Genomic DNA, 26,142 nt, shown 5'->3' with positions numbered 1-26,142 from the left:
CGCGTCGAGAACAAGGAAGTGGTGATCGGCTTCGGTCATCCGGTCTATACGATCTCGGACCCGCGCAACAAGGTCATCAAGGAAGTGGCGAAGAAGCTGTCGAAAGAAGCGGGCAGCACGAAACTGTTCGATATCGCCGAGCGCCTTGAAACAGTCATGGCCGAAGTGAAAAAGATGTTTCCCAATCTCGACTGGTTCAGCGCCGTGTCGTACCACATGATGGGCGTGCCGACGGCGATGTTCACCCCGCTCTTCGTTATCGCACGCACTGCTGGCTGGAGCGCGCACATCATCGAGCAGCGGATCGACAACAAGATCATCCGCCCGAGCGCGAATTACACCGGACCTGAGAATTTGAAGTACGTGCCGGTAAATAGGAGAAAATAGCGATCGCTGTGCGCTTTCAAGGCGCGTGCAGTTCAACCCCGCGGCCGCCAGGACCGGTAGCCCGCGCACCGTTCAACTGAAATTAGATAGAAAGGTTCTCCATGAACAAGCTGATGATCGCCGCCGTGATTGGCGCCCTGTCCACGACGATGCTGACCGTCGCGACTGACGCCGCCGCGCAAACGGCGACCACCACGAAGTCCGCCACGAAAGCCACGGCGAAAAAGCCGCAACCGCGCCGTCTGATCAAGCGCAAGGCGAATCCGGTGAAGGAAGCGAAGCTCGACCCGATTCCGGAAGGCGCAGAAAAATGGTCGTGCAATGAAGGCCTTTCGTTCGAGTTGAAGGGCGACATGAAGCGCGACCAGATCGTCACGGTTCACTGGGCGAACAAGAACTACAATCTGCCGCGTCAATCCACGACCACCGGCGCGGACCGCTTTCATGACGCCGCAACCGGCATGGATCTCGTCGTGATCCCGACGAAGGCAATGCTTTTCTCGGACAAGGACAGCTCGCGCCTCGCCGACGAATGCAAGACGACGGCCATGCTGCAAGGCGCGCCGGCTCCGACGCAATCGAACGCGATCAACAAGACCAACTAAGTCGTCATCAGGAAAGCCCTCGATGTCCGCTCCGATTTCCAACGTGCGATCCGACCCGGATAAAGTCCTGGTCGATATCGTCGATTACGTTCTGGACTATCAGATCGACAGCGTGCTCGCGCTCGAAACCGCGCGTCATTGCCTGATCGATACGCTCGGCTGTGGACTCGAGGCGCTCACCTACCCTGCCTGCACCAAGCTGTTGGGACCCATCGTGCCGGGCACGATCGTCCCCAACGGCGCAAAGGTGCCGGGCACTTCGTTCCAGCTCGACCCGGTTCAGGCCGCCTTTAATATCGGCGCCATGATCCGCTGGCTCGACTTCAACGACACCTGGCTCGCCGCAGAGTGGGGCCATCCGTCGGATAACCTTGGCGGAATTCTGGCGACAGCCGACTGGCTCTCGCGCACTGCCATCGCAGCCGGCAAAGCGCCGCTGACGATGAAAGACGTGTTGATCGCGATGATCAAGGCGCACGAAATTCAAGGCTGCATCGCGCTCGAAAACTCCTTCAACAAGGTCGGGCTCGATCATGTATTGCTGGTGAAGCTCGCGTCTACGGCGGTGGTCGGTCAATTGATCGGCCTCACGCGCGACGAGTTGATCAACGCGGTCTCGCAGGCGCTCGTCGACGGGCAAGCGCTGCGCACGTACCGCCACGCACCGAACACCGGCTCGCGCAAATCGTGGGCTGCGGGCGACGCGACATCGCGCGCGGTGCGTCTCGCACTGATTTCGAAGACCGGCGAAATGGGATATCCGTCGGTGCTGACGGCGAAAACGTGGGGCTTTTACGACGTGCTCTTCAAGGGCAACGAGTTCAGATTCCAGCGCCCGTACGGTTCTTACGTGATGGAAAACGTGCTGTTCAAGATTTCGTTTCCGGCCGAGTTCCACGCGCAAACCGCCGTGGAAGCGGCGATGTCATTGCACGCGCAGCTTGCCTTGCTTGGCAAGCACGTGGAAGACATCCGCAAAGTCACGATCCGCACGCACGAAGCCGCGATCCGCATCATCGATAAAAAAGGTCCGCTCAATAATCCGGCCGACCGCGATCATTGCATTCAGTACATGATCGCGGTGCCGTTGATCTTCGGCCGCCTGACGGCTGCCGATTACGAAGATTCGATCGCGCAGGACGCGCGTATCGATGTATTGCGCGCCAAGATGGCCTGTGTGGAAGACGCGCAGTTCACAAAGGATTACCACGATCCCGAGAAGCGTTCGATCGCCAATGCACTGACGATCGAATTCAACGACGGGTCGCAGTTCGACGAAGTCGTAGTCGAATACCCGATCGGTCATAAGCGTCGTCGCGAAGACGGAATTCCGTTGCTGGTCGAGAAGTTCAAGACCAACCTCGCGCGCCGCTTTCCGGTCAAGCACCAACTGGCGATTCTCGACGTGTCGCTGGATCAGGCACGGCTCGAAGCCATGCCGGTCAATGAGTACGTCGATTTGTACGTCATCTGATCAAGTTAAGTACTGTAGTTCCGCGATCAAACCAAGGAAAACACCATGGCCCACAACCTCCACAAAACGCTCAAGGAATTCGACAGCGGTTCCGGCAAAGGCAAGTTCTACTCCCTGCCGCAACTCGGCAAGGCACTGAACATCAAGATCGACCGCCTGCCGGTTTCGATCCGAATCGTGCTGGAATCGGTGCTGCGTAACTACGACGGCAAGAAAATCGCCGAAGAACACATCACGCAACTGGCGAACTGGAAGCCGACCGCAGCGCGCGTCGACGAAATCCCGTTCGTCGTGTCGCGCGTCGTGCTGCAGGACTTTACCGGCGTGCCGCTGCTTGCCGACATCGCGGCAATGCGTGGCGTAGCGCAGCGCGTGGGCAAGAATCCGAAGTCGATCGAGCCGCTGGTGCCGGTCGATCTGGTGGTTGACCACTCGGTGCAGATCGACCATTTCCGCGAGAAGAACGCGCTCGATCTGAACATGAAACTGGAATTCCAGCGCAACAACGAGCGCTACCAGTTCATGAAGTGGGGCATGCAGGCATTCGACACATTCAAGGTCGTGCCGCCGGGCGTCGGTATCGTTCACCAGGTGAACCTCGAGTACCTTGCACGCGGCGTGCACAAAAAGGCCGAAGGCGCGGACACCGTGTATTACCCGGATTCGCTCGTCGGCACAGACAGCCACACGACGATGATCAACGGCATCGGCGTAGTGGGCTGGGGCGTGGGCGGTATCGAAGCTGAAGCCGGCATGCTCGGCCAGCCGGTGTACTTCCTGACGCCGGACGTGGTCGGCGTGAACCTGAAGGGCAAGCTGCGCGAAGGCGTAACGGCAACCGACCTGGTGCTGACCATCACCGAACTGCTGCGCAAGGAAAAGGTTGTCGGCAAGTTCGTCGAGTTCTTCGGTGAAGGCACGCGCTCGCTGTCGCTGCCGGACCGCGCGACGATCGGCAACATGGCCCCGGAATATGGCGCGACGATGGGCTTCTTCCCCGTCGACGAAAAAACCATCGACTACTTCAACGGCACGGGCCGCACGGACGCTGAAATCTCCGCGTTCCAGAACTACTTCAAGGCTCAGAACCTGTTCGGCATTCCGAAGGAAGGCGACATCGACTACACGAAGGTCGTGACGCTCGATCTCGGCACCGTCGCGCCGTCGCTCGCAGGCCCGAAGCGTCCGCAAGACCGCATCGAGATCGGCCACGTGAAGTCGACCTTCAGCGAACTGTTCTCGAAACCGGTCGCGGAAAACGGCTTTGCAAAGAAGCCCGCCGACCTGGAAGCGCAATACACCACGAGCAACGGTGTCAACGTGAAGAACGGCGACGTGCTGATCGCCGCCATCACGTCGTGCACTAACACGTCGAACCCGAGCGTGCTGCTGGCTGCCGGCCTGCTCGCGAAGAAGGCTGTCGAAGCGGGCCTCACGGTCGCTCCGCACATCAAGACGTCGCTAGCTCCGGGATCGCGTATCGTTACCGAGTACCTGACGAAAACCGGCCTGCTCCCGTACCTCGACAAGCTCGGCTTCACGTTGGCCGCTTACGGTTGCACGACCTGTATCGGCAATGCGGGCGACCTGACGCCGGAACTGAACGAAGCGATCACGAAGAACGACATCGTCGCCGCAGCGGTTCTCTCGGGCAACCGTAACTTCGAAGCGCGTATTCACCCGAACATCCGCGCGAACTTCCTGGCCTCGCCGCCGCTGGTCGTTGCTTACGCAATCGCAGGCAACATCACGCGCGACCTGATGACCGAACCGGTCGGCAAGGGCAAGAACGGCAAGGACGTGTACCTCGGCGACATCTGGCCGACGAGCGACGAAGTCAACGATCTGCTCAAGTTCGCGCTGGACGCGGAAGCGTTCCGCAAGAACTACGCGTCGCTAACCAAGAAGGGCGACTTGTGGAGCAAGATCGAAGGCGAAGAAGGTCAGGTCTACGACTGGCCGAAGTCGACGTACATCGCCGAGCCGCCGTTCTTCGGCGACGATTTCTCGATGACGCCGGCCGACAGCATCGCCGCAGTCAAGAACGCGCGCGCACTGGGCATCTTCGGTGATTCTGTCACGACCGATCACATCAGCCCGGCAGGCTCGATCAAGGAAGATTCGCCGGCAGGCAAATGGCTGAAGGCAAACGGCGTGCAGAAGGCCGACTTCAACAGCTACGGCTCGCGCCGCGGCAACCACGACGTGATGATGCGCGGTACGTTCGCCAACGTCCGGATCAAGAACCTGATGATCCCGGCGAAGGCAGACGGCTCGCGTGTGGAAGGCGGTCTGACGATCCACCAGCCGAGCGGCGAACAACTGTCGATCTATGATGCAGCGATGAAGTACATCGACGCCGACACGCCGACCATCGTGTTTGCGGGCGAAGAGTACGGCACGGGCTCGTCGCGTGACTGGGCTGCGAAGGGTACGCAATTGCTGGGCGTGAAGGCTGTGGTCGCACGCAGCTTCGAGCGGATCCACCGTTCGAACCTGGTCGGCATGGGCGTGCTGCCGTTGCAGTTCAAGGGCTCTGACAGCGTGCAATCGCTCGGCATCACCGGCGAAGAAACGTACGACATCGAAGGCCTGGGCGCTGACTTCAAGCCGCAGCAGGAAGTGACGCTGGTGATTCGCGGGAAGGACGGCGAGGAAAAGCGCGTTCCGGTGCTGCTGCGTATCGACACGCCGATCGAAGTCGACTACTACAAGCACGGCGGTATTCTGCCGTTCGTGCTGCGTTCTCTGCTGGCTGCTTAAAGCTCGCGACAACGCAAACGGCTTGGCTGTTTTGCAGGGGCTGCGTCCTGTGGAGGGCGCAGCCGACTTTCAAAGCCCGACCTTGGTCGGGCTTTTTTTCGCCGCTTATTGCTGTGCGCGGCCGGCCTAGAAAGCGGCGGGATTGTCGGTAATGCGACGCTGCGTCATATGCGCGTTCCAGTCCGTATCGCCCGGCACAAGTACGCTTGCGCGGGTGGTAACGTTCGCGCGGCGCTGCTGCGCAGCCCAATCCAACAATGCCCTGCGTTCCGCTGAATCATTCGCGGAGGACTGTGACGCGGTCCGTTCTGGCTGCCTGGATAGCGAGGGACGCGCGGGGGAATCGATAGAACGGCTCAACGCTGCGCGCCGTTCGACTCCTACGTCGATCGCCGGAGCCGCCGTAGACGGACGATGGATTTTCCCGAACCGGTTCTCAGCGGCGACATGGCGGGGCGCGCTCGCATAACGTTGCGATTCCCCGCGCTGCGACAAAGTCACCGTTTCAACGCGATGCCTGGGCTGCGGCAGCGGGGCCGTTACCGGCGACGCGGCTTGCGCAATCGTTGAACTTGCATTTGCTGTCCGACGCGCCGTTTCAGCTGGTTCCGGTTGAACGCGCGCTAACGGATGAACGGTGACAGGGCCAGCATGTATCGCCGCCGCAGATGGTCTGGCGGCCGTTGCTAACCTGCTCGCGATGTCATGTGTAGAACAGGTCGCCAGCAGCCATGCGAGCGCGATGCTGCAACCCACGAAGATCGTGGCGCCGAGTATATGGTCTGAACGCGTCGAGGTCGGACGTGAATTATCCGCTTCGAGATAACGCTTCGCTTCAGCCAATTGCTCATCGAAACGATTCGGATCGTCGCGCCGCTGCGGCAGCTTGTAGAAGAACAGAAACTTTGCGTTCTGCGGAACTCGGCCACGACGATTTGCAGGCGCTGCATATCGCGGGGCGTCAGGAAGACCCGGTTGAGGGGTGCGTTGCTGGATGTATGACGCCGACCGCCGCCATGAGCCGAAAGCCGGCGGCAATCCCGACAGCGGACGCGAACTGGGAAGCGCAAGCGCGCCCTCGATCAAGGCCAGCGGCCTGTTCATGGTCGGGCGCTCCGATAGATATAAGGCGCTGCTTCGAGCTGCGCAATCAAAATACTTGTGCGTGCCATGAGCGCATCAATAGAGCCGGCATTGTGCTCGGATAGCGAGGTACTCGCGCGCCGCAATGCGTCCATCAAATGCTGCGCGCCCACGAGACCTACAGCCCCGCTCACTCTATGTAGCAACGCTGGCACATGGTGGGCCGACTCCCGTTCGCGACGCAACTGGTCGAGACGGTCGAGGTCGTCGCGCATCGCTCGGCACCAGCTTTCTAGAAACGCGCGAAGGTCGATGCCTTCCTCTGCGAGCACCTCAAGATAGCGGGGCTCAAAAGGCTCAAAAGCAGCGTTCAAGTTCGTCTTATTCATGCGGCAACATCTAGTCGATCAGCTTGTGCAAAGAAGCGAACTCGATCAACGCTGCGAGCGACGACAGCCCGAGTTTCTCCTGGATGCGCCCCTTGTAGGTGCTCACTGTTTTGTCGCTCATAAATAGCGCGTCGCCGATCGCCTTGTTCGACATGCCTTTCGAGAGCATCTGCAAAATCACGAGCTCCTTGTCGGAAAGCAGCATGATTCTGCCCTCATCACCGCTAGGCGATACGCCCGGCGCAATGCTCGCGCCGTTGGGCGCGACCGGAAAGACCGTATAGCCCGCCAGCACCGCTTCCACGCCGCGCATGATTTCCTTCATCTCCTGCGACTTGCCGACGAAACCGTGCACGCCTGAACGCATTGCACGCGGCGCGAACGTAGCCGGGTCGTGCCCGGACAGCACCATTACGCGAATCGACGGATGCACGAGCTTAAGGCGCGGAATCACATCGAGCCCGCTGATGCGCGGAATGTCGAGGTCGAGTATCACGAGGTCCGGCTTGTATTGGCGAGCCATCTCGACAGCGGTCTGGCCGTTGTCCGCCTCGATCACTTCTTCGACGCTAAGCAATTGCATTAGCTGCAACCTGACAATCATCCGGAACGCTGGGTGGTCGTCGATAATCAGAACAGTTGACATCTGTTGCATTCCTCCTGAAAAACTTCCATTGCCCGTTGGGGCCGATCGTGGCCGTCTGGCCGCCAGACGCGTTGCTTGTTGACGCGGCTACCTCCCATGCACAGTGCAAAAAGCACGTTAGGAAGCCGCGACTACGAGCTCGATCGCCACGCGGCGATTCGGCGCGAGGCATCGCACTAGATCATCTCGCCTGATTTGCCGGCACTCGGCCACCGGGTTTGCGCTGGCGAGCCCGCGAATTGCGATCGGCGATGTGACGCCGCGAGCACGCAGGTACCGCGCCACCGATTGTGCGCGTTGGAGCGACAAGCTCTGGTTATGCGCGTTGTCGCCGAGACGGTCGGTGTAGCCCGTGATCTTTAGCCCGCGAAGGGCGGCGTCCGCCTTCAGACCGCGCGCGACTGCATCGAGCTCACGTGTGCCGGCGGGCAGCATCGCCGCACCGTTGCCGCCGTTGAAACGGAACAGGGAGTCGGCGCGTAACGTGACCGTTTTGGGCAACTTTCCAGCCGGTGCGGACGCGCTCGCCTGTATAGCGTGTTTGCATTGCAGCGCCCTCTCAGCCGACTTTCGCAAGTTATCCTGAACGTCTGGCAGACGCTTTTCGGCGTTGGAGAAGCTCCGCATCCATGCGTCGTGTCCGGCTTGCATGAGTTCGACTTCAGCGCAGGCCAGCGGCTGCTGTGCCTCATGACATGCCGCAATGGCGGGATCCGACTTGATGGTATTGACGATCTTCCACAGATCGGGGCGCACCGTAGACACAGTGCGCAGTGCAGGATTAGCCGCCGATAGGGGCGTGCCGTTTTCGAGGCCCATTGTAACGGTCGCCGCCTGGCCGATAGCCTCTTCGACGAAACCCCAATGGTCGCCGGCCTGCCGTGCCTGTTGGCCGGCGTCGATCCAGCATTGCGCCTTTGCGCGAAAGTAGCCGTTCTCTTCCGACGGCACGCGATCGAGCCGCGCTTGCAACGAGGCCAGCGCCGGGCCGCCTCTCGACACGGACGCGTACGTTTGCACCCATTGCGGGTTGGCGGCGCCTGCCGCCTCGTCCTGCGAGGCGCCAATGCCGGATTTGAGCAGAGTGGAGTCTTCGATGCCGAGCCGTGCGCGCGCGGCGTTGTCCGCGCAGGCTGTTAATGTCAGCGCGCACAGAAACACGGTTAGCGGGGTTTTCATTAAATGTCTGCGTCTTGCGCATCTTCTTATCGAGGGATAAAAGTATGACGAGACGCAGAAGCCCGCGGAATGGGATGAATCTTAGAACGATGTCATGAGTTGTCGATTGTCACGCAGCGCTAATGAAGCGGGTGATATATGCCAGGCCACGCTTATGCCCTGACCGCCCGCGCTGCATTGCGGCCACGAAGCCACTCTAGCGCCAGCAATAGGCACGTCGAAAAAACAATCAGGATGGTGGCGAGTGCCGCAATGGTCGGGCTGATATTTTCGCGGATGCCGGTGAACATCTGCCGCGGCAGCGTCGTCTGATCGGCGCCCGCGAGAAATAGCGTGACGACGACTTCATCGAACGATGTGGCGAACGCGAACAGCGCGCCGGAAATCACGCCCGGCGCAATCACCGGCAGCGTAATGCGGAAGAACGTCTTAACCGGATTCGCGCCGAGCGACAGACTGGCGCGCACGAGGTTGTAGTTGAAACCTTGCAACGTCGCGGCCACCGTCGTCACGACGAACGGCACGCCGAGCGACGCGTGCGCGAGGATCAGGCCGATATAGGTATTGGCGAGACCGAGCGGCGCGAAGAACAGATACATGCCCACGCCGACTACGACCACCGGCACGATCATCGGCGAAATGAGGATCGCCATGAGCAAGCCCTTGCCGCGGAAATTCGCTTTGGTGAGGCCAATTGCCGCGAGCGTACCTAATACTGTGGCGACCACGGTCGCCGACGGTGCGACGATGAAACTATTCTTAGCCGCCATACGCCACTCATCAGACGCAATCAGATTTTGGTACCAACGCAGCGACCAACCCGGAATCGGATACACCAGAAATGTACTCGACGAAAACGACAGCGGCACGATCGCCAGCACGGGCAGAATCAGATACAGCAGCGTGAGCACGGCGAGCGCGCGCAACGCGAAATACCATACGCGTTCAACGAGAGATGTATGCGGCGCAAACAGCGGCTTGGCAAGTTTCATGTCGATAAACTCCGTTCAGCCAAGGCTTAGCGATGAGCGTGTGAAGCGCCCGTAGATCGCATACAGCACGAGTGTGGCGGCAAGCAGCAGCCCGCCGAGCGCGCATGCCATGCCCCAGTTGATCGTCACGTTTGTGAAGTACGCGACGTAATAGCTGACCATCTGATCGTTCGGTCCGCCAAGCAATGCCGGCGTGATGTAGTAGCCAATCGCCAGAATGAAAACCAGCAACGCACCCGCGCCGATGCCCGGATAAGTCTGCGGCACATACACTCGCCAGAATGCGGCGAACGGGTGACTGCCGAGCGAAACCGCCGCACGCTGATACGTTGGCGGGATCGACTTCATCACGCTATAGAGCGGCAGGATCATGAACGGCAGCAGAATATGCGTCATCGAGATATAGACGCCGGTTCGGTTAAACAGCAGCGCGAGCGGATCGTGCAGCAAGCCGCTGCCGACCAGCGCCTTGTTCACGAGCCCTTCGCTTTGCAGAATCACGATCCATGCGGCAACGCGAACCAGGATCGACGTCCAGAATGGAATCAGCACGAGAATCATCACGAGATTCGCGCGACGCTCGGACAGCGTGGAAATCCAGTATGCGAGCGGATAGCCGAGCAGCAGCGCGAACAACGTGACGGCCGCGCCGATCACGAAAGTGCGGCTGAACACGGCGAGATAAATCTGCTGATCGGGATCGGTCGGAACGATGTGGCCGAACGCATCCTGTTTGTGATCCAGTGAAGCGAGCAGATAGAACGGCGAATACGGACTGCCGTTCTTCGCAATGGCTTGCCAGTACGCGATGTCGTTCCAGCGTTCGTCGAGCTCGGCGAATTTCGCATGGAACTGCGCGGGCGTCAGTTGCAACGGCTTGCTGTTGTCGTCGACGAACGGCATCGCGCGCGCCGACTTCGCGACCAGAGAGCGATAACCGGGAATCTCCACGTTGAGCCGTCGCGCGAGCGCGCCCATGCCGTCACTGTCGGCGATCACGGTCATGTCGGTCGCCAATGCGGCATAGGCCGCATCGGGCGGCGGCGTCTTGCGATCCCATGTGCTCAATGCGCCGAGCGTATGCGGCAGCGCGTTCACGACTTCCGGGTTCTGCGCGGCGCGTGTCAGCAACGCGCCGATCGGCACGACGAAGATCAGCAGCAGAAAAATCGCGAGCGGCGCGATCAGCAGCAGTGCCACAGCACGCTTTTTCGCTTCGGCGGCCTTCAGTTCGCGCTTGAGCCGCCCGGCTGATTCCGGCGTCGAGTCGGCGGCGATCGTCATCGTAGTCACACCTGTCTCCATGCAAAGCTGTCCACCCATTCGCGCGCGCATGGGTCACTCATGCGCGCGCTTCATCGCATCGCTTCGGTGCTTACTTCGAAGCCCACGACGAAAAACGTTGCTCGAGTTCATCACCGTGGTCGGTCCAGAACGACAGGTTCTGCAACACTGCGTTCTTGCCGTTGGCCGGCGAATTCGGCAGGTCCGCGAGCGTCTTCGCGTCGAGCGCCTTGATCGCCGCCACATTCACCGGACCATAAGCGATGTGGTGCGCGTAGTCCTGCTGCGGCTTCGACGAAAGCGTATAAGCGATGTACTTCTCCGCGAGCGCCTTGTTCGGCGAGCCCTTCGGAATCGCCCAATAGTCGAGGTCATAAATGCTGCCGTTCCAGACGACCTTCAGGTTCTTGCCTTCTTTCTGCGCGGCGTCGATGCGGCCGTTATAGGCCGTCGACATCACCACGTCACCCGCCACGAGGAATTGCGGTGGCTGGGCGCCCGCTTCCCACCACTGGATGTTCGGCTTCAACTCGTCGAGTTTCTTGAAGGCGCGGTCCTGGCCTTGCTTGGTCGCGAGCACCTTGTAGACGTCTTTCGGCGCAACGCCGTCGGCCATCAGCGCGAATTCGAGGTTGTAGCGCGCGCCCTTGCGCATTGCGCGCTTGCCCGGGATTTTCTTCACGTCCCAGAAGTCGGCCCAGCCGGACGGCGCGCTCTTCAGCTTGTCGGCGTTGTATGCGAGCGCCGTCGACCACACGAAAAAGCCCACGCCGCAAGTTTGCGGCGCTTCCGGGATCAGTTCCGACTTCTTGCCGATCTTCGACCAGTCGAGCTTCTCGTACAGACCTTCATCACAGCCGCGGCCGATGTCGCCCGACTCGACTTCCACCACGTCCCAGTTCACATGCTTGGCCTCGACCATCGCTTTGACCTTGGCCTGCTCGCCGTTGTATTCGACAGCGGTCACCTTGTTGCCGCTTTGCGACTCGAACGGCTGGTTGAAGGCTGCCTTCTGCGCGTCCCCATTGGCGCCGCCGAAGTTGACGACCGTCAGTTCGGCCGCATTGACTTGCGCCGCGCCCAGCGCGAGCGCCACAGCACCTACAGCGATGGCGCAGCGCGATTTCCCGATCTTGCTCATGGTGTGTTGCTCTCCTTTGGTGGTGGTTTCAAGCATTCGTCATGCGACTTTTTTATGTGGGCGCCGACCGCTCTTCTCGTGCAATCATCCGCGCGTTTCAGGCAATCACGCCCCCCGCGAATACCCGCAGATGCTCGGGCGCAAACTCCAACGCGACGGGCGTGCCGGGCGCGAAGGCATCGAGTGCGTCCGTGCCGAGCGGCACCTTGACAAAGCACTCGTCCTGCTGAGGCAAGCCGCAGCGCATGCGCACGTGGTCGCCGAAATAGATGAGTCCGCGCGCTTCGCCGCTAAGCGCATTGGCGCCGGGCCGCGACGCGCCGTTGCCGTGATTCGCGAGCTTCATCCGTTCAGGCCGGATGCACGCCACCGCCGGCGTGCCCGCCCGCGCGCCGCCGATATTGCGGCCAGTAAGCCGTGTGCCGTCGACAAGGTGAAACTCGCAATACTCGCCGTCCACGTTGGCGATGGTGCCGCGCAGCTTGTTGCTGTCGCCGATGAAGTTCGCGACGAACTCGTTGCACGGCGATTCGTACAGACGGTCCACGGTGTCGAGTTGCTGCACGATGCCTTTGTCGAACACGGCGACGCGATCCGACATGGTCAGCGCCTCGCCCTGATCATGTGTGACATAGACGAATGTCACGCCGAGCTTCTCGTGCAGCGATTTCAGTTCGTACTGCATGTGTTCGCGCAACTGCTTGTCGAGCGCGCCGAGCGGTTCATCCATCAACACGAGCTTGGGCTCGAAGACGAGCGCCCGCGCGAGCGCGATGCGTTGCTGTTGTCCACCGGAAAGCTGCGCCGGATAACGCTTCGCGAAGCTCTCCATGCGCACCATCTTCAGCGCGCTATGGGTGCGATGCGCGCGCTCCTCAGCGGAAAGCTTGCGCACTGTCAGCGGATACGCGACGTTCTGCTCGACCGTCAGATGCGGAAACAGCGCGTAGTTCTGAAACACCATGCCGATGTTGCGCTTGTGCGGCGGCACGGTGTTAAGCAGCGTGCCGTCGAGCCAGATCTCGCCGCCCGTGGGAAATTCAAAGCCGGCGAGCATCATCAGACAGGTGGTTTTGCCGGAACCCGACGGCCCGAGCAGCGTCAGGAATTCGCCCTGATAGATGTCCAGATCCAGTTGTTTGACGACCAGCGTTTCGCCGTCGTACGTCTTGCGCACGCCTCGAAAGCTGACGATCACCTCATCCGTTTTCATCGCCGTAGTCTCCTCTGCGGTCTGGGCGGCTGCCTATACGAAACAGCCGGCTTGCATCAAATGCGTGGCCCACTATAGACCGTTACGGTTCTACAATATGGAACCATTTCATTATTCCGGATAGAACCACTTGGATACGATCATCTTGTCGGATTGGCTCGCCGCCAGGCTTGATCGCGCGGCCGCCGAGCCGATCTACCGGCAGACTCTGCGGCTGATGCAGCAGGCGATTCTCGCCGGACAGTTGCCGCCGGGCACCAAGCTGCCCAGTTCACGCACGTTAGCCGAGGACCTCGGCATCGCGCGCAATACGGTGCTGCATGTATACGACCAGTTGACCGCCGAAGGCTATGTGATCTCGACCACGGGCAGCGGGACCTATGTGGCGGACACGCAGCCGGACACAGCAGCAGTCAACGCGCGGCGCAAGCCGGCGGTCGCGACGGTTGACGCACAAGGCAAGCCGTGGGCCGTTCCAGCGAAACCGGCAAAGCGCGATCTGAACGATTTGTCCAATCGCGGGCGCCGCCTGATCGGTCAAGCCGGTGTGTCCGCGAAACAGTGGGGCGCGTTCATGCCGGGCGTGCCCGACGTTGCGGAATTTCCGGCGCGAACCTGGAGCCGCCTGCAAGCGCGCTTGTGGAAGGAAGCGAATCCCGATCTGCTGACCTATGCCCCTGGCGGTGGCTACCGTCCGCTGCGCCGGGCGTTGTCCGACTATTTGCGAGTGGCGCGATCGGTGAATTGCACGCCGGATCAGATCATCATCACTACGGGTATTCACCAATCCATCGATCTGGCGGTGCGGCTGCTCACCGACGTCGGCGATCGCGCGTGGGTCGAAGAGCCGTGCTATTGGGGCGCGCGCAGCGTGTTGCAGTCGTCGGGAATCACGCTCGTTCCAGTGCCGGTGGACGAGGAAGGCCTCAATCCGCGCGAGCAGGATTTGCGAGAGCCGCCGCGTCTCGCGCTCGTCACGCCGTCGCATCAATATCCGCTCGGCATGGTGATGAGCCTTGCGCGCCGCCGCACGCTGCTCGAATACGCGCGCCAGCACAACGTGTGGATCATCGAGGACGACTACGACAGCGAATTCCGCTACGGCAGCCGGCCGCTTGCGTCTCTGCAAGGTCTCGACGACGCTGGTCAGGTGATCTACGTCGGCAGTCTCGGCAAGATGCTATTTCCCGGCTTGCGCATGGGCTACATGATCGCGCCGGAGCATCTGGTCGACACGTTCCGCATGGGCATCGCCGAGCTTTATCGCGAAGGTCAGTTGATGCAGCAGGCGGTGATGACCGACTTCATCATGGACGGGCACCTCACGTCGCATGTTCGGCGCATGCGTGCGTTGTACGGCGAGCGCAGGCAGATTTTGATCGACGCGATCACCGCGCGGTTCGGCAACGAACTGCCGGTCATGGGCGACGAGGCCGGTTTGCATCTCGTGCTTGGACTGCCCGATCATGCGGACGATCGCGCAGTGACGGCGGCGGCGTTCGACGCCGGTGTGATCGTGCGGCCGCTCGCGAGCTATTACAGCAGCGACCCGCCCGCGATGCGCGGACTGCTGCTCGGTTATGCGTGCGTGCCGAACGAAAAGATTGGACCCGCGTTCGACACGCTCGCGCGCGTGATCGAGCAAACTGCGCTGAAGACGCCGACGCGCGCGGCGTGACGGCGATGCCACCACGCCGCACGGCGCTCACTTCAGCCCGAAATCGACTCGGGTGGTCGCGCCTTTATCCTTGATGCCGTCCGCGTCGAGCTTCGGCGCGACGATAAACACGCGACTGCTGTCGATCTTGCCGTCCAGGTACTGCTGCACGCTCTGCGCCCGCTGTTGCGCGAGCTGCCGCAGGCTGGCCTCGTCGATAGGCGCGTTGGCCGCGAGCGCGCTCTTCATGTCGTCGTCGGGCAAACTCTTCGTCAGGCCGACGATATTGCGCGGCTTCTTGAAGTCCGCGGATTTATACGCCTTGGTCAGATACTTGTCGTATTCCTTCGGATCGACCGTAACGCTCGCCAAATCCACGCTTTGGCCGTTGCCCACCACGTCCTTGATCTTCTGCTGCTTGACGAGACGGTCCACGTACCGCATGCGCAATGCGGGCTCGTCGATCTTCGGGTCGACGCGGCCAATCAGGTCCATTTTGATCGACGGCTTTGAGCCGAGCGCCTTCACAATCGTATCGAGCTTCTTGCTGTCCGCCTCGGTGAGTTGTGCTGAGCCAGGTTCGAATTCGACATAGCCCAACTCCTCGCCATTGCCGCCGAACGCATTGGCGATCAACGAGAACGGCGCGGTCACCGCCTTTTGCAGCAGGTTGAGCACCGCATGCCAGATCAGCCCGCCGATGCTGAACTCCGGATTCGACAACGAGCCCGACACCGGCAGATTCACGTCGATTTCACCGCGCGAATTCTTCAGCAGCGAAATGGCGAGCCGCACCGGCAGTTTAGTCGCCGTGTCGTTGTCGACGTGATCGCCAAATGTCAGTTGATCAATGAACAGATGGTTATCCGCATTCAGCTGGTCGTTCTCGAGCTTGTAATGCAGATCGACGTTCAGCTTGCCTTTGGTGATCGGATAACCCGCATATTTCGCGGAATACGGCGTCAAATTGGTGAGCTCGATGTCGTGCGCGCTCGCGGTCAGATCGAGCGCCGGCTTCGCGATCAGCGGATTGACGGTGCCGCGAATGGACAGCGGACCATTGGCCGCCAGCTTCGCCGCAATGTCGACAGGCGCAGAGGTGGTCGATTGCGTGCCGAACGCGCCGACCGTACCCTGAATGCCGACCAGGTTCGCCGTGTAGTTCGGCTTGATGAAATTATCGCTGTACGTCACGCGGCCCTGCTGCAAGACCAGTTGGCCGAAATGCAGTTTGACCGGACTTTGCGGCGGCGTAGCGGCCGTCACTGTTGCGGGCGCAGCGGACGACGCCGACGCCACCACGGGCGCCGACGCGGCAACGACAGCCGACGCCGTCGGCGGCGTCAGCGGCACGGGTTCCGCGCCGCCCTTATCGTTCTTGTCGCGCGTGAGCGACTGCGCCGCGCCCGTTTCATGCGCGACGACGTCGTTCAGATTCAGCTTGCCTCGCGCGTCGAGCAGCACGCGCCCATAGAACTTCGTAAAGGTGACGCGCTCCGCGTCCACCGACGTGCCACGCTCGTCGTAATCCGCTTTCAGCTTCGACAGCGCGAGCGAACGCCATCCCGCGAACGGGTCCGAGGTTGCCTTGTCGAGCATCCGCACGTCGACGAGCGCGACGTCGCCGCGATAGCTCGCCTTCAACGACTTCGCCTGGGTCAACGCAAGATCGCCGCTCGCATTGAGCAGCGCGCTCGCAATCGCCGCATTCAATTTGCTGCCGAAATACGGTTCGAAAGCCGCCGCGTCCAGCCGGTTCGCGTTCACCTTGACGGCGACCTTCAGCGGCGTCGCGCTCACGTCGCCCTTGAGGTCGAGCGTGCCCTTTCTGTTCAGCGTGGCTTGCAGTTGGACCGGCAGTGGACGGCTCAGATCGTCGCTGATCTGCTGCACTTTTAGCTGTAGCGGCGTGATGCCCAGTTTCACCGGCTGCGGCGTGGTGTTGTCGGTGAAATTGGCTGTGGCGTCTTTGACATTCAGTTCGCCGATCTTGTAGTGCCATGCCGGGCCTTCCGCTTCCGCCTTCTTCGCCGCGTGGATGGCTGTGCGCGTCGGCTCCGCGTCATGAGAACCCGCGAGCGACGCAAGGTTGATGCTGCCGTCTTTCAGGCGTTGCACGTCGACCGCAAGCCCCGTCGTGTCGACGCTCGTGACGTCGGCCGTGCGAGCATTCAGGTCCACCTGCTTGACCTTCACGCTGCCTTGCGCGAGCGCGATCACAGGCTCCTTGCCGCCGCGCGCCGCAACTTTCAACGAGCGCATATCGAGTTGCGTATCCGCGACCATCACGGCAGCCGGCGACTTCGACCAGTTCGCGCCGATATTCGCCGTCGCCGAAAGCGCGCCGTCCGTCACCTGCGCAGTGGTCGCAGCGTCGAGATACGGTTGCAGCAGCGGCAAATTCAGCGACTTGACATCGAGCTTTGCGCTCGCGGTTTTAGCGGCGAGGCTCAAAGCGCCAGCCACGCCGAGCGAACCTCCGCTGCGCTTGAGGTTGGTATTCAGCGTGTAATGCGCGGGCGCGGTGGCCAGCGTCGAAAAATCGGTCAGTGTGACAGCGAGTTTTTCCAGCCCGACATCGACGGGACGCGATGCAGCTTCGTCTCGCACATTCACCGTACCGTCGTTGAGCACAAAGCGTTTGATCGAGAGGTCGAGCGGCGGTGCGGCTTTTGTGGTGTCGCCTTTCGCAGCCTTCGCACTCGATGCCGCAACCGGCGCACTCGTCGCGGATTGCGCCGAAGCAGGTGCGGACGCAGCCGCCGATGCGCTCGCCGATTCAGCCGCCGTCTTCGCAGCAGCCGGCGCAGGCGCAAACATCCGCTCGACACTCAGCACGCCGGTTCTATCGCGCGCGAGATTCGCGCTCGGCGCGTCGATGCGAATATCGTCGAAATGATAGAGGCTCTTAAGCGGCTCGAGCGTGCGCGCGGCGACATGCACGGCGCGCGCCGCAAAAAACGGCGCCTTGCTCTGGTCCTGCACGTCGACGTCATTCAGATCGACGGTGCCGGCGACGCGCAACGTCGGCGCGTCGTTCGACATGACGAAGTTCAGCTTCAGATCCGTAGATAGCTTGCCCGATTGCACGATCACCGGCAGTTTGGTCGGCACGTAAGAGATGAGGCGCGGCACGTCGAGCCCGTCGAAGCGCAACGACACTTCTGACTCGCGCGACGCTGCGAACGGTTTGGTTTTGCCGTCGATGGCAAGCGGACTACCGTCGATCCGCGCGCGCAGCAACGGCTCGACGAAAATGTCGGTTTTGGAAGGCAACGTAGCGATAAACGGAATGCCGAGCTTCCATTGATCGATTACATGAGTGGCGCCGAGCAGTTTGTCGTCGAATGTAATCTGGCCGTTCTCAAGACGAATATTCGACACCGAAAAGAGCGTCGGCTTGGTGTCGGGCGCGCTCGGTTGCTTCGAAAATTTCTCGATCAGATCGGTGAAATTGAAGCGCTGCGCGTCATAGCGAACCACATGGAAACGCGGCGAATCGAGCTGCACTTCGTCGATGATCGGCGCCGCGCGAAACAGCGAACTCCATGACGGCTGCACGATAAGCCGCTCGATATCCACGAAATCGCCTGCACCGCCGCGCTCGCCGATATGCACGCGGTCGGCTTCGAGTTTGAGCGTATAGGGATTGAGCGCGATGCGGCCGATCGTTGCGGGCCGGTCGAGCTGCTTGCTGAGCTGCTGCTCGGCGATGTGGCGAATCAGCGGCGGCGCCGCGAAAAAACCCAGCAGACCGAACAATACGATGAAGATCAGCAGACCTGTGATGACGCGCCGTGTGCGGCGCGACTGCGCGACATCGCGCATGGTCTGCATGGAAGATGCGAATGATGCTTTATTGATGCTTGCCATGCTCGGTTTTGAGTAATGCGGCGGCAAGCCCGCCGCTAAACGAAAATCCCGCAAGCGGCAGTATAAGACGTGAATCTTTCGTGGGGATAGAAATGTAAGCTGAGCTTACACAATTGCCCGGGCTACGGAGTAGCGCATCCGTCACGCATATGGCGCTGTGACGGACGCGCTAATCGGCCTCGAGTCTTGCCGCCGGATCATGCGGCTACGGCTACTGGCGCAGCCGGCTCTCGCCGATTACTGACGCACGACGGCCGGCGGTTGCCACGTGCCGTCGGCGGCTTGCGGCTTCGGCGCGTACAAACGCAGCACCAGTTGCAGATCGGCGCGCGGGGCCGGCAGCCAGTTGCCGCTCCTTCCGCGCGTGGACGACACTGTTACATCGAGCGATCCGTCGCGATTGCGGCGCACGCCGTTACGATCGCCAACCGCGATGCGCGCCGGCGCACTTTCGCCGAGCGCGCCCTCTTTCGTGTAAGCGGTGATCGACCAGAAGCCGCGCACCGGCGGCAACTGATTCGGCGCAAAGTGAATCACGTAGCGATTCGCGCCGTTGAGCGCGTGACCGTCGCTGTCCTGGGTGACGACCGCGCGCACTTCGTCGTCTTTCGTGCCGATGCCCGGTTGCGCATACGCGGCGTACGCACGCAATGCGTAGTCGGGGCCGTAGTTGCCCACGCCGTCGCCGAACCAGCTCCAGCCATTGCCGCTCAGCAAGTTGGACGGCGGCGTCACTACGCGTTCGTGACCATCGGCGAGACCGGTTGCAATCGCGTCCGATGCGGCCGGCAACTTTGCAGGCTCGCCCGGCGTCACGCCAAGATCGGAGAGAATTTTCAGCGCGTGGGGATCGGCCGGCTCCGGCGGATTGTCGGCCAGCGCCTGCGCGAGCCGGTTGAAGAAGCCGTTGGCATCGAGCGCTGCAACTTGCGCGGCAGGCGTGCCGGATGCACCGGCGGCATCGGCATTAATGCGCGGCGGCGCGATCGACGCCGAACGTACGTCGCCTGCATAGACGGAAAGCGGCGCGACGCGAATCGCGCGTTGCAGCTTGCGGACCGCAGTCAGATCGCGCGTGCCGTTCGACTGAATGCGCACGCTCACCCATGCGTTGCGCGTCGGAACGTCCACGCGCTTCACGTTTTTCGGCAGATCGCCCTGCCAACCCGGTCCGACGAAGGCGATTGCTTGCGCCTTGATGCCGGCCGCGCGGGTGGCGAATTGATCGCTCGTCGACCAGACCACGTTGGTCCACATGTCGAGCACGCGGGCGTCGACGTAGCGGCCGCGCGAGTCGGGCAGCGCGATGATCACCGGTTCACTGCCGACGTCCAGCCAGCCGGTGGAATCGAGCGTGTCGAGGCTCGGCTGCATCGGATTGGCCGCGCCGATGGGCGGCAGCGCCTGCGCATGGCGCAGCGTATTGAGCGGCGCGCGACCGGGCTCGGTGCCGACCGCCGCGTCGCGCGCGACGCCCATCAGCACGAGCGGATAGCCGAATACATATGAATCGGCGACTTCGTCCTTGATCCAGCCAGTGGATTTTTGCGTCGTGGACGGCGTCGACGCACAACCAGCAAGAAATGCGAGGCCTGCGAACGATGCGCAGGTCCAGTAACTCGTCAACAATGCTCGGCGATTTTTTATCATTCGTTCAGAGGGCGGAACGTGCTGTCCAAGGGAGACGTCGGCGAGCGCAACGGTGCTCGCGCGGTCTCCCAAACCCAGCGCAGCCAGTCCCCGTCGCATCGCCGACAACATCGCGTTGTATCGTATCCGCGCTTGCCAGGCAAGCGCAAAGGCGTGAATAACGTTTGTCGCCGACGCGCGGCTGCAATTCCTCCGACGGCGGTTCGTCCGCGAGTGCAACTCCGTCACGCGACTCGTTTCCTGGATGTCCTTGACCTTCCCATCATAGGAAGGTCGATACTAGGCTTCATGATGCGGCCCGATGCCGCCACGAGCCTTAACGACCATGACCGAACTTGCCACTGCGCCGCGCGCGACGGACGCAAACCCAATCCGCACCACCGAACTCGAAATCGGCGGGATGACCTGTGCTTCTTGCGCGATGCGCGTAGAAAAGGCGTTGGCGAAGGTGCCGGGCGTCGCCTCGGCGTCCGTGAATCTGGCAACCGAGACCGCGAGCGTCAGCCTAGCTGCGGCGGCAACCGGTTCGGACGCGCTGATCGCCGCCGTCAAGAAAGCGGGCTATGAAGCGGCGCTGGTCGCGTCGCCCGATGCAGCGCCGGAATTAGCCGATGCCGACTTTGCCAGCGCTGCCGAGGGCGCTGCTGCTGGCGCTAGCGCCACCACCACAGTCACAACCGCCGCCGGGCGCAAACGCAGCCAGACGCGCCGTGAGCTGGCGGCTGTGCTCGTGTGCGCCTTGCTGACGCTGCCGCTCATCGTCCCAATGGTGGGCGAATGGTTCGGCGTGCACGCAATGCTTTCGCCGTGGCTGCAATTCGGCCTCGCGTCGGTCGTGCAATTCGTGTTCGGCGCGCGCTTCTATCGCGCGGCTTATCGGGCCGTGCGCTCCGGCGCAGGCAACATGGACTTGCTGGTGGCGCTCGGCACGTCGGCAGCATATGGCATCAGCGTGTATCAACTGGCGAGTCGCCCGGACGACGCGATGCATCTTTACTTCGAAGCGTCGGCGGTCGTGATCACGCTCGTGCGCTTCGGCAAATGGCTCGAAGCGCGCGCCAAGCGCCAGACCACCGACGCGATCCGCGCGCTTCAGGCGCTGCGTCCCGACCGGGCGCGCATTCGCGTCGGCGCGGGCGAGCGCGAAGTGCCGCTCGCCCAAGTCAACGTGGGCACGGTCGTGATCGTGCGGCCGGGCGAACGCGTTCCGGTGGATGGCGCGGTGCTGGAAGGCCGCACGCATATCGACGAATCGCTGATTACCGGCGAAAGCCTGCCGGTGGCAAAACAGACGGGCGACGCGGTAACCGCCGGCTCCATCAACGGTGAAGGCGCCATTGCGGTGACGACCATCGCGATAGGCGCTGAAACCACGCTCGCGCGGATCATCCGCCTCGTCGAGAGCGCGCAGGCGGAGAAGGCGCCGATCCAGCGGCTCGTCGACCGCGTCAGTGAAATCTTCGTGCCGGCGATCCTGGCCATTGCCGCGCTCACGTTGATCGGCTGGCTGCTGGCGGGCGCCGGCGGCGAAACGGCGATCCTGAACGCAGTCGCCGTGCTGGTGATCGCCTGCCCGTGCGCGCTCGGACTCGCGACGCCCGCGGCGATCATGGCCGGAACCGGCGTCGCGGCGCGGCACGGTGTGTTGATCAAGGACGCCGAGGCGCTGGAAACCGCGCATCGCGTGAATATTGTCGCGTTCGACAAAACCGGCACGCTGACGGTCGGCCAACCTTCGGTGACGGCGTTCGAACCGGTCGGCAGCACCAGCCGCGACGAAGCGCTGGCGCTCGCCGCCGCCGTGCAGCGTCAAAGCGATCACCCGTTGGCGCGAGCCGTCGTCAAGGCGTATCAAGCAGCGACATCCGGTGTGCAGATGCCCACGGCCAGCGCCGCGCGCGCTGTGGCCGGCCGCGGCGTCGAAGCGGACGTCGACGGCCGCACACTCGCGCTCGGCAGCACGCGCTGGCTTCAGGAATTGGGCATCGACTTGTCGCCGAAGGCCCAGGCACGCGCCCGCGAACTCGAAGCGGCGGGCAATACTGTCTCCTGGCTCATGCAGTGCGATTCGCACGCTCCCGCCGCGCTTGCGCTGATCGCGTTCGGCGACACGATCAAGCCGACAGCGCGCGCCGCCATCGCCCGGCTCGCGGCAATGGGCGTTAAAAGCCTGCTCGTGACCGGCGACAATCGGGGCAGCGCGGCGAGCGTCGCAAAAGCGCTCGGCATCGACGAATTCCATGCGGAGGTGCTGCCGGACGACAAGGCCCGCGTGATTCGCGACCTGAAGATCCGCAGCGCGGGCATCGTCGCGATGGCCGGCGACGGCATCAACGACGCGCCCGCGCTGGCCGCCGCCGACATCGGCATCGCGATGGCGACCGGCACCGACGTCGCCATGCACGCGGCCGGCATCACACTGATGCGCGGCGACCCGGATCTCGTGGCCGACGCGATCGATATTTCGCGCAAAACCTGGCGCAAGATCCAGCAAAACCTGTTCTGGGCCTTCGTCTACAACCTGGTCGGTATTCCGCTCGCCGCTTTCGGCTTGCTGAACCCGATGCTGGCCGGCGCGGCGATGGCGTTCTCCAGCGTGAGCGTGGTGACGAATGCGCTGCTGCTGCGCACGTGGCGGGCGAGTTCGTGACGCTCAGGCGGCCTTTGCGGGCGCAATCAAGCGCTTATGCAGCGCTCCACGATTACAAAACGCTTCCACTTTCCTAAAGGAACGGTTGATTGCGGCCGTAAACAAGACACGTTGCCGGATAGTGCCTGCGCACTGGCCGTGCCTCGTTTGTCCCTCTTACTCCGCATACGCTCATGGAATTTCTCTCTTTGCGCCGCGCCAGCGTTGGCGCCCGGCTCGCCGTACTTTCATGCGTGCTGGTGGCGTTGATTTTCGCCTCGTTCACGTGGGCGCTCACGCGCAGCGCCGGCAAGCAGGTCAGCGACCAGGTGCTGGAGCGCATCGCCGAAAAGGATCGCTCGATCGCCGCAATGATCACGCTGTTCGACAAGGCGTTGTCCGCCGAAGTCGACCGTTCCACGTCGATGTTTGCTAGCTTCCTGCCCACTGTCTACACGCTCGACGAAACGCAGAAAATCGACGTGAGCGGTGTGGCCACGCCCACGTTCAAGGCCGGCGACAAAGTCCTGAACATGGATTTCAGTATTCCCGACCAGTTTCTCGAACGCAGCGGCGCAGTGGCGACGATCTTCGCCCGCACCGGCGACGACTTTGTGCGCGTGACGACTTCACTCAAGAAACAGGACGGCTCGCGGGCGATCGGCACGCTGCTCGACCGCAAAGGGCCGGCTTACGCGCTCCTCGTTGCGAACAAGACTTACACGGGCATGGCACCGCTTTTCGGCAAGCGTTGGATCACGCAATACCGGCCGGTTACCGATGCAAGCGGGCGCGTGATCGGCGCGCTCTTTGTCGGCGTGAACGTCGACGAGGAAATCCAGCAAGTGGAAGACGGCATTCGCAAGCTGAAGATCGGCGACAGCGGGTATTACTTCGTGCTGAACGCGTCGAAGGGCGCAGATCGCGGCAAGCTGATCGTGCATCCGGGCGCCGCGGGCCAAGCCGCGGACAATGCAAACGCGCCGTATCAGCAGATGCTCGACATGAAGGAAGGCCGGCTCGAATACAGTTCCGCCGACGCCACGCTCGGCGAGCAAGGCGCGCGCGACAAGTTCGTCTCCTTCATCACAGTGCCGGAATGGCAATGGCTGGTGGGCGGCATCGCGCCGCGCGACGAAGTGATGGCCGATATCATCGCCACGCGCAATCGCTTCCTGCTGCTCGGCTTCGTGCTGGTCGGCGTGTTCGCGGTCGTGTTCCTGTTTGCCGTGCGGCGCCTCGTCAGCCGGCCGCTCGACGAAGCCGCCAAGGCTTCGGAGCGCTTCGCGTCGGGCGATCTCAGCGTACGTGTGGCAAAAGGCGCGAGCAGCCGCGCTGACGAAATTGGCCGGCTGATGCGTTCGATCGACGGCATCGGCGAAGGGCTTGCGCGCATTGTTTCGCAGGTGCGCAGTGCGTCGACCGATATGTCGCACGGCACCGAGAAGATCGCCACGGGCAGCGGCAATATCGCATCGCGCATCGCCACACAAGCGAGCAGCCTCGAAGAAACCGCGGCCAGCATGGAGCAGATCACGTCGACCGTGCAGCAGAACGCCGACCACGCGGCACAAGCCAACACGCTCGTCACGCGCGCGGCCGAAGCGGCAACCGAAGGCGGCCGTGCAGTGGAACGCGTTGTGTCGACGATGGGCGAGATCAGCCGCTCGTCGCAGAAGATTGCGGAGATTACCAGCGTGATCGAAGGCATTGCGTTCCAGACCAATATTCTTGCGCTGAACGCAGCCGTTGAAGCGGCGCGCGCAGGCGAGCACGGTAAAGGTTTTGCGGTGGTCGCCTCCGAAGTACGCGCGCTCGCTCAGCGCAGCGCGGCTTCGGTCAAGGAGATCGAAGGGCTTATCGCCGAATCGACGGCGACGGTGCAAAGCGGCTTCCAGATCGCCGAGCAGGCGAGCACGACGATGCAAGGCATCGTGCAGCAGGTCGGTCAGGTTCGCGCGATCATGGGCGAGATCAGCGTTGCATCGCGCGAACAATCGGGCGGCATCGAGCAGGTGAACCTCGCGGTCACGCAGATCGGCGAAGCCACTCAGCAGAACGCGACGATTGTCGGAGAAGCGGAAGAAGCGGCCGCCGAGTTGCGCGATCACGCCGCGCGCCTCGCGCAAGTTGTCAGCGTGTTCAAGCTGGAAAGCGGGCGGGATTGAGTCACAGGTGGGTCGTCGCAAGGTCGCGGCTTTGCGGCTTTGCGGCTTTGCGGCTTTGCGGCTTTGTGGATCGTCGACCGGCATTACGATTTCTTCGAACGGCAAGCCGCTAAACCGCGTCAGCACCAGCCGCGCGGCGACCACGACGAATAGTTCTTGTCGCTGACGGTGAGCCTGGTATTTGCCACACACACTTCCAGATGAGGCGTTTCTCCGACGCCTGACCGCACGCATGCACGCCGCCACGCGCCGTCGCACCCAAGCGCGGGAAGCCGGCGGCCGGTGGAATAGCACACGTCGCCGGCTATGCGGTCGGACGGAACATCTGAAACAACTTGCCGATTTCCGCGTAGTCCCCGCGATAGCCGGCGCGCATGATCGGCTGCGCGGCATGCGTATCGAACAGACCATCCTTGAGATACGCCTCGTTGATGTGCACGCCGACCACCTGGCCGAGCGACAGGTAGTTGTCCATCGGCTTGCCATCGAGACTATGCAGCCGCACCACCTGCAGCAGTTTGCATTCGAGCGCGGCGGGTGATTCAGCGACGTGCGGCACCTGCACGTTACGCCCCGGTTCAGGCGTGAGCCCGGCGAGTTTGAATTCGTCGACGTGCGGCGCGACCGGCGCTGATGAACGGTTCATCTGCTCCGCGAGCGGTTTCGTCGCCAGGTTCCAGACGAACTCGCCGGTCGCTTCGATGTTGGCGACGCTGTCTTTGCGACCCTCGCTGCAAAAGCCGATGATCGGCGGGAAGCTCGCGAACGCGCCGAAGAAGCTGTAAGGCGCGAGGTTCAGCGTGCCGTCGGTGTCGCGCGAGGAAATCCAGCCGATCAGGCGCGGCGCGACGATGGCTTTGAAGGGATCATGCGGAAGACCGTGGCCGGCGGCGGGGTCGTAGAAGTAATGGGACATGGATGCGAAGCGTGGAAAAGGCGATGGATATTTATACCGCAGAGCGGCATGGGGCGCTGGCCGGCGGGCCTTGGCCAGGCTTGCCCGTAGGTG

Annotated in this window: 17 protein-coding genes; 7 read left to right on the top strand and 10 right to left on the bottom strand. The window is 62.2% G+C overall.

From position 1 onward, the window contains the following. The 4 genes from F759_RS0125005 to acnA all read left to right on the top strand — a co-directional run. Positions 1 to 387 (top strand): citrate/2-methylcitrate synthase (locus F759_RS0125005; protein WP_027802273.1); only part of this gene is annotated, 387 nt, incomplete at its 5' end. 101 nt (positions 388 to 488) lie between these two features. Next, a complete protein-coding gene (locus F759_RS0125000) occupies positions 489 to 992 on the top strand; it encodes a hypothetical protein (RefSeq protein ID WP_027802272.1) in 504 nt (167 codons plus the stop codon). Between the two features lie 22 nt (positions 993 to 1,014). Beyond that, on the top strand, positions 1,015 to 2,466 hold the full coding sequence (locus tag F759_RS0124995; RefSeq protein WP_027802271.1) for a bifunctional 2-methylcitrate dehydratase/aconitate hydratase: 1,452 nt from the start codon (positions 1,015 to 1,017) through the stop codon (positions 2,464 to 2,466). Between the two features lie 45 nt (positions 2,467 to 2,511). After that, positions 2,512 to 5,229 (top strand): aconitate hydratase AcnA, encoded by a 2,718-nt coding sequence (gene acnA, locus F759_RS0124990; protein ID WP_027802270.1) that lies wholly within the window; start codon positions 2,512 to 2,514, stop codon positions 5,227 to 5,229. Between the two features lie 1,100 nt (positions 5,230 to 6,329). Here acnA and F759_RS0124980 read toward each other — a convergent pair. From F759_RS0124980 to F759_RS0124950, 7 genes are all read right to left on the bottom strand, one after another. Further along, on the bottom strand, positions 6,330 to 6,701 hold the full coding sequence (locus tag F759_RS0124980) for a hypothetical protein (protein ID WP_027802268.1): 372 nt from the start codon (positions 6,699 to 6,701) through the stop codon (positions 6,330 to 6,332). Positions 6,702 to 6,711: 10 nt separating this feature from the next. Further along, positions 6,712 to 7,347, bottom strand: coding sequence for a response regulator transcription factor (locus F759_RS0124975; RefSeq protein WP_027802267.1), 636 nt, complete (start codon positions 7,345 to 7,347; stop codon positions 6,712 to 6,714). A gap of 117 nt (positions 7,348 to 7,464) precedes the next feature. Beyond that, on the bottom strand, positions 7,465 to 8,526 hold the full coding sequence (locus tag F759_RS0124970) for an OmpA family protein (protein WP_027802266.1): 1,062 nt from the start codon (positions 8,524 to 8,526) through the stop codon (positions 7,465 to 7,467). 152 nt (positions 8,527 to 8,678) lie between these two features. Continuing rightward, positions 8,679 to 9,518, bottom strand: coding sequence for an ABC transporter permease (locus F759_RS0124965; protein WP_013342096.1), 840 nt, complete (start codon positions 9,516 to 9,518; stop codon positions 8,679 to 8,681). 15 nt (positions 9,519 to 9,533) lie between these two features. Next, positions 9,534 to 10,811, bottom strand: coding sequence for an ABC transporter permease (locus F759_RS0124960; protein WP_027802265.1), 1,278 nt, complete (start codon positions 10,809 to 10,811; stop codon positions 9,534 to 9,536). A gap of 82 nt (positions 10,812 to 10,893) precedes the next feature. Next, entirely contained in the window at positions 10,894 to 11,943 is a 1,050-nt protein-coding gene (locus tag F759_RS0124955; RefSeq protein ID WP_027802264.1) for an ABC transporter substrate-binding protein, read from the bottom strand. Between the two features lie 97 nt (positions 11,944 to 12,040). After that, entirely contained in the window at positions 12,041 to 13,156 is a 1,116-nt protein-coding gene (locus F759_RS0124950) for an ABC transporter ATP-binding protein (RefSeq protein WP_027802263.1), read from the bottom strand. Positions 13,157 to 13,286: 130 nt separating this feature from the next. Here F759_RS0124950 and pdxR point away from each other — a divergent pair, with 130 nt between their 5' ends. Then, positions 13,287 to 14,834, top strand: coding sequence for a MocR-like pyridoxine biosynthesis transcription factor PdxR (gene pdxR, locus F759_RS0124945; RefSeq protein WP_027802262.1), 1,548 nt, complete (start codon positions 13,287 to 13,289; stop codon positions 14,832 to 14,834). A 27-nt stretch (positions 14,835 to 14,861) separates the two neighbouring features. On the opposite strand, the gene F759_RS0124940 is transcribed toward pdxR, so the two are convergent. Next, positions 14,862 to 18,686 carry a DUF748 domain-containing protein gene (locus F759_RS0124940; RefSeq protein WP_027802261.1) on the bottom strand — a complete coding sequence of 1,275 codons (3,825 nt, stop codon included), beginning with the start codon at positions 18,684 to 18,686 and terminating at the stop codon, positions 14,862 to 14,864. Positions 18,687 to 18,923: 237 nt separating this feature from the next. After that, positions 18,924 to 20,336: a DUF1254 domain-containing protein gene (locus F759_RS0124935; protein WP_027802260.1), complete on the bottom strand. Its 1,413-nt coding sequence runs from the start codon at positions 20,334 to 20,336 to the stop codon at positions 18,924 to 18,926. A 325-nt stretch (positions 20,337 to 20,661) separates the two neighbouring features. On the opposite strand from F759_RS0124935, the gene F759_RS0124930 reads away from it, so the two are divergent. Together F759_RS0124930 and F759_RS0124925 are read left to right on the top strand one after the other, a co-directional pair. After that, on the top strand, positions 20,662 to 22,986 hold the full coding sequence (locus tag F759_RS0124930; RefSeq protein ID WP_244438905.1) for a heavy metal translocating P-type ATPase: 2,325 nt from the start codon (positions 20,662 to 20,664) through the stop codon (positions 22,984 to 22,986). A 173-nt stretch (positions 22,987 to 23,159) separates the two neighbouring features. Then, positions 23,160 to 25,133: a methyl-accepting chemotaxis protein gene (locus F759_RS0124925; RefSeq protein WP_027802258.1), complete on the top strand. Its 1,974-nt coding sequence runs from the start codon at positions 23,160 to 23,162 to the stop codon at positions 25,131 to 25,133. 304 nt (positions 25,134 to 25,437) lie between these two features. Here F759_RS0124925 and F759_RS0124915 read toward each other — a convergent pair whose 3' ends face one another. Continuing rightward, entirely contained in the window at positions 25,438 to 26,049 is a 612-nt protein-coding gene (locus tag F759_RS0124915; RefSeq protein ID WP_027802257.1) for a flavin reductase family protein, read from the bottom strand. Between the last annotated feature and the right edge of the window lie 93 nt (positions 26,050 to 26,142).

The sequence above is a fragment of the Paraburkholderia dilworthii genome (genome assembly GCF_000472525.1).
Classification (GTDB): Bacteria; Pseudomonadota; Gammaproteobacteria; order Burkholderiales; family Burkholderiaceae; genus Paraburkholderia; species Paraburkholderia dilworthii.
The sequence above is the reverse complement of the archived record's forward strand: the minus strand, read 5'-3'. Positions and strand labels throughout refer to the sequence as shown.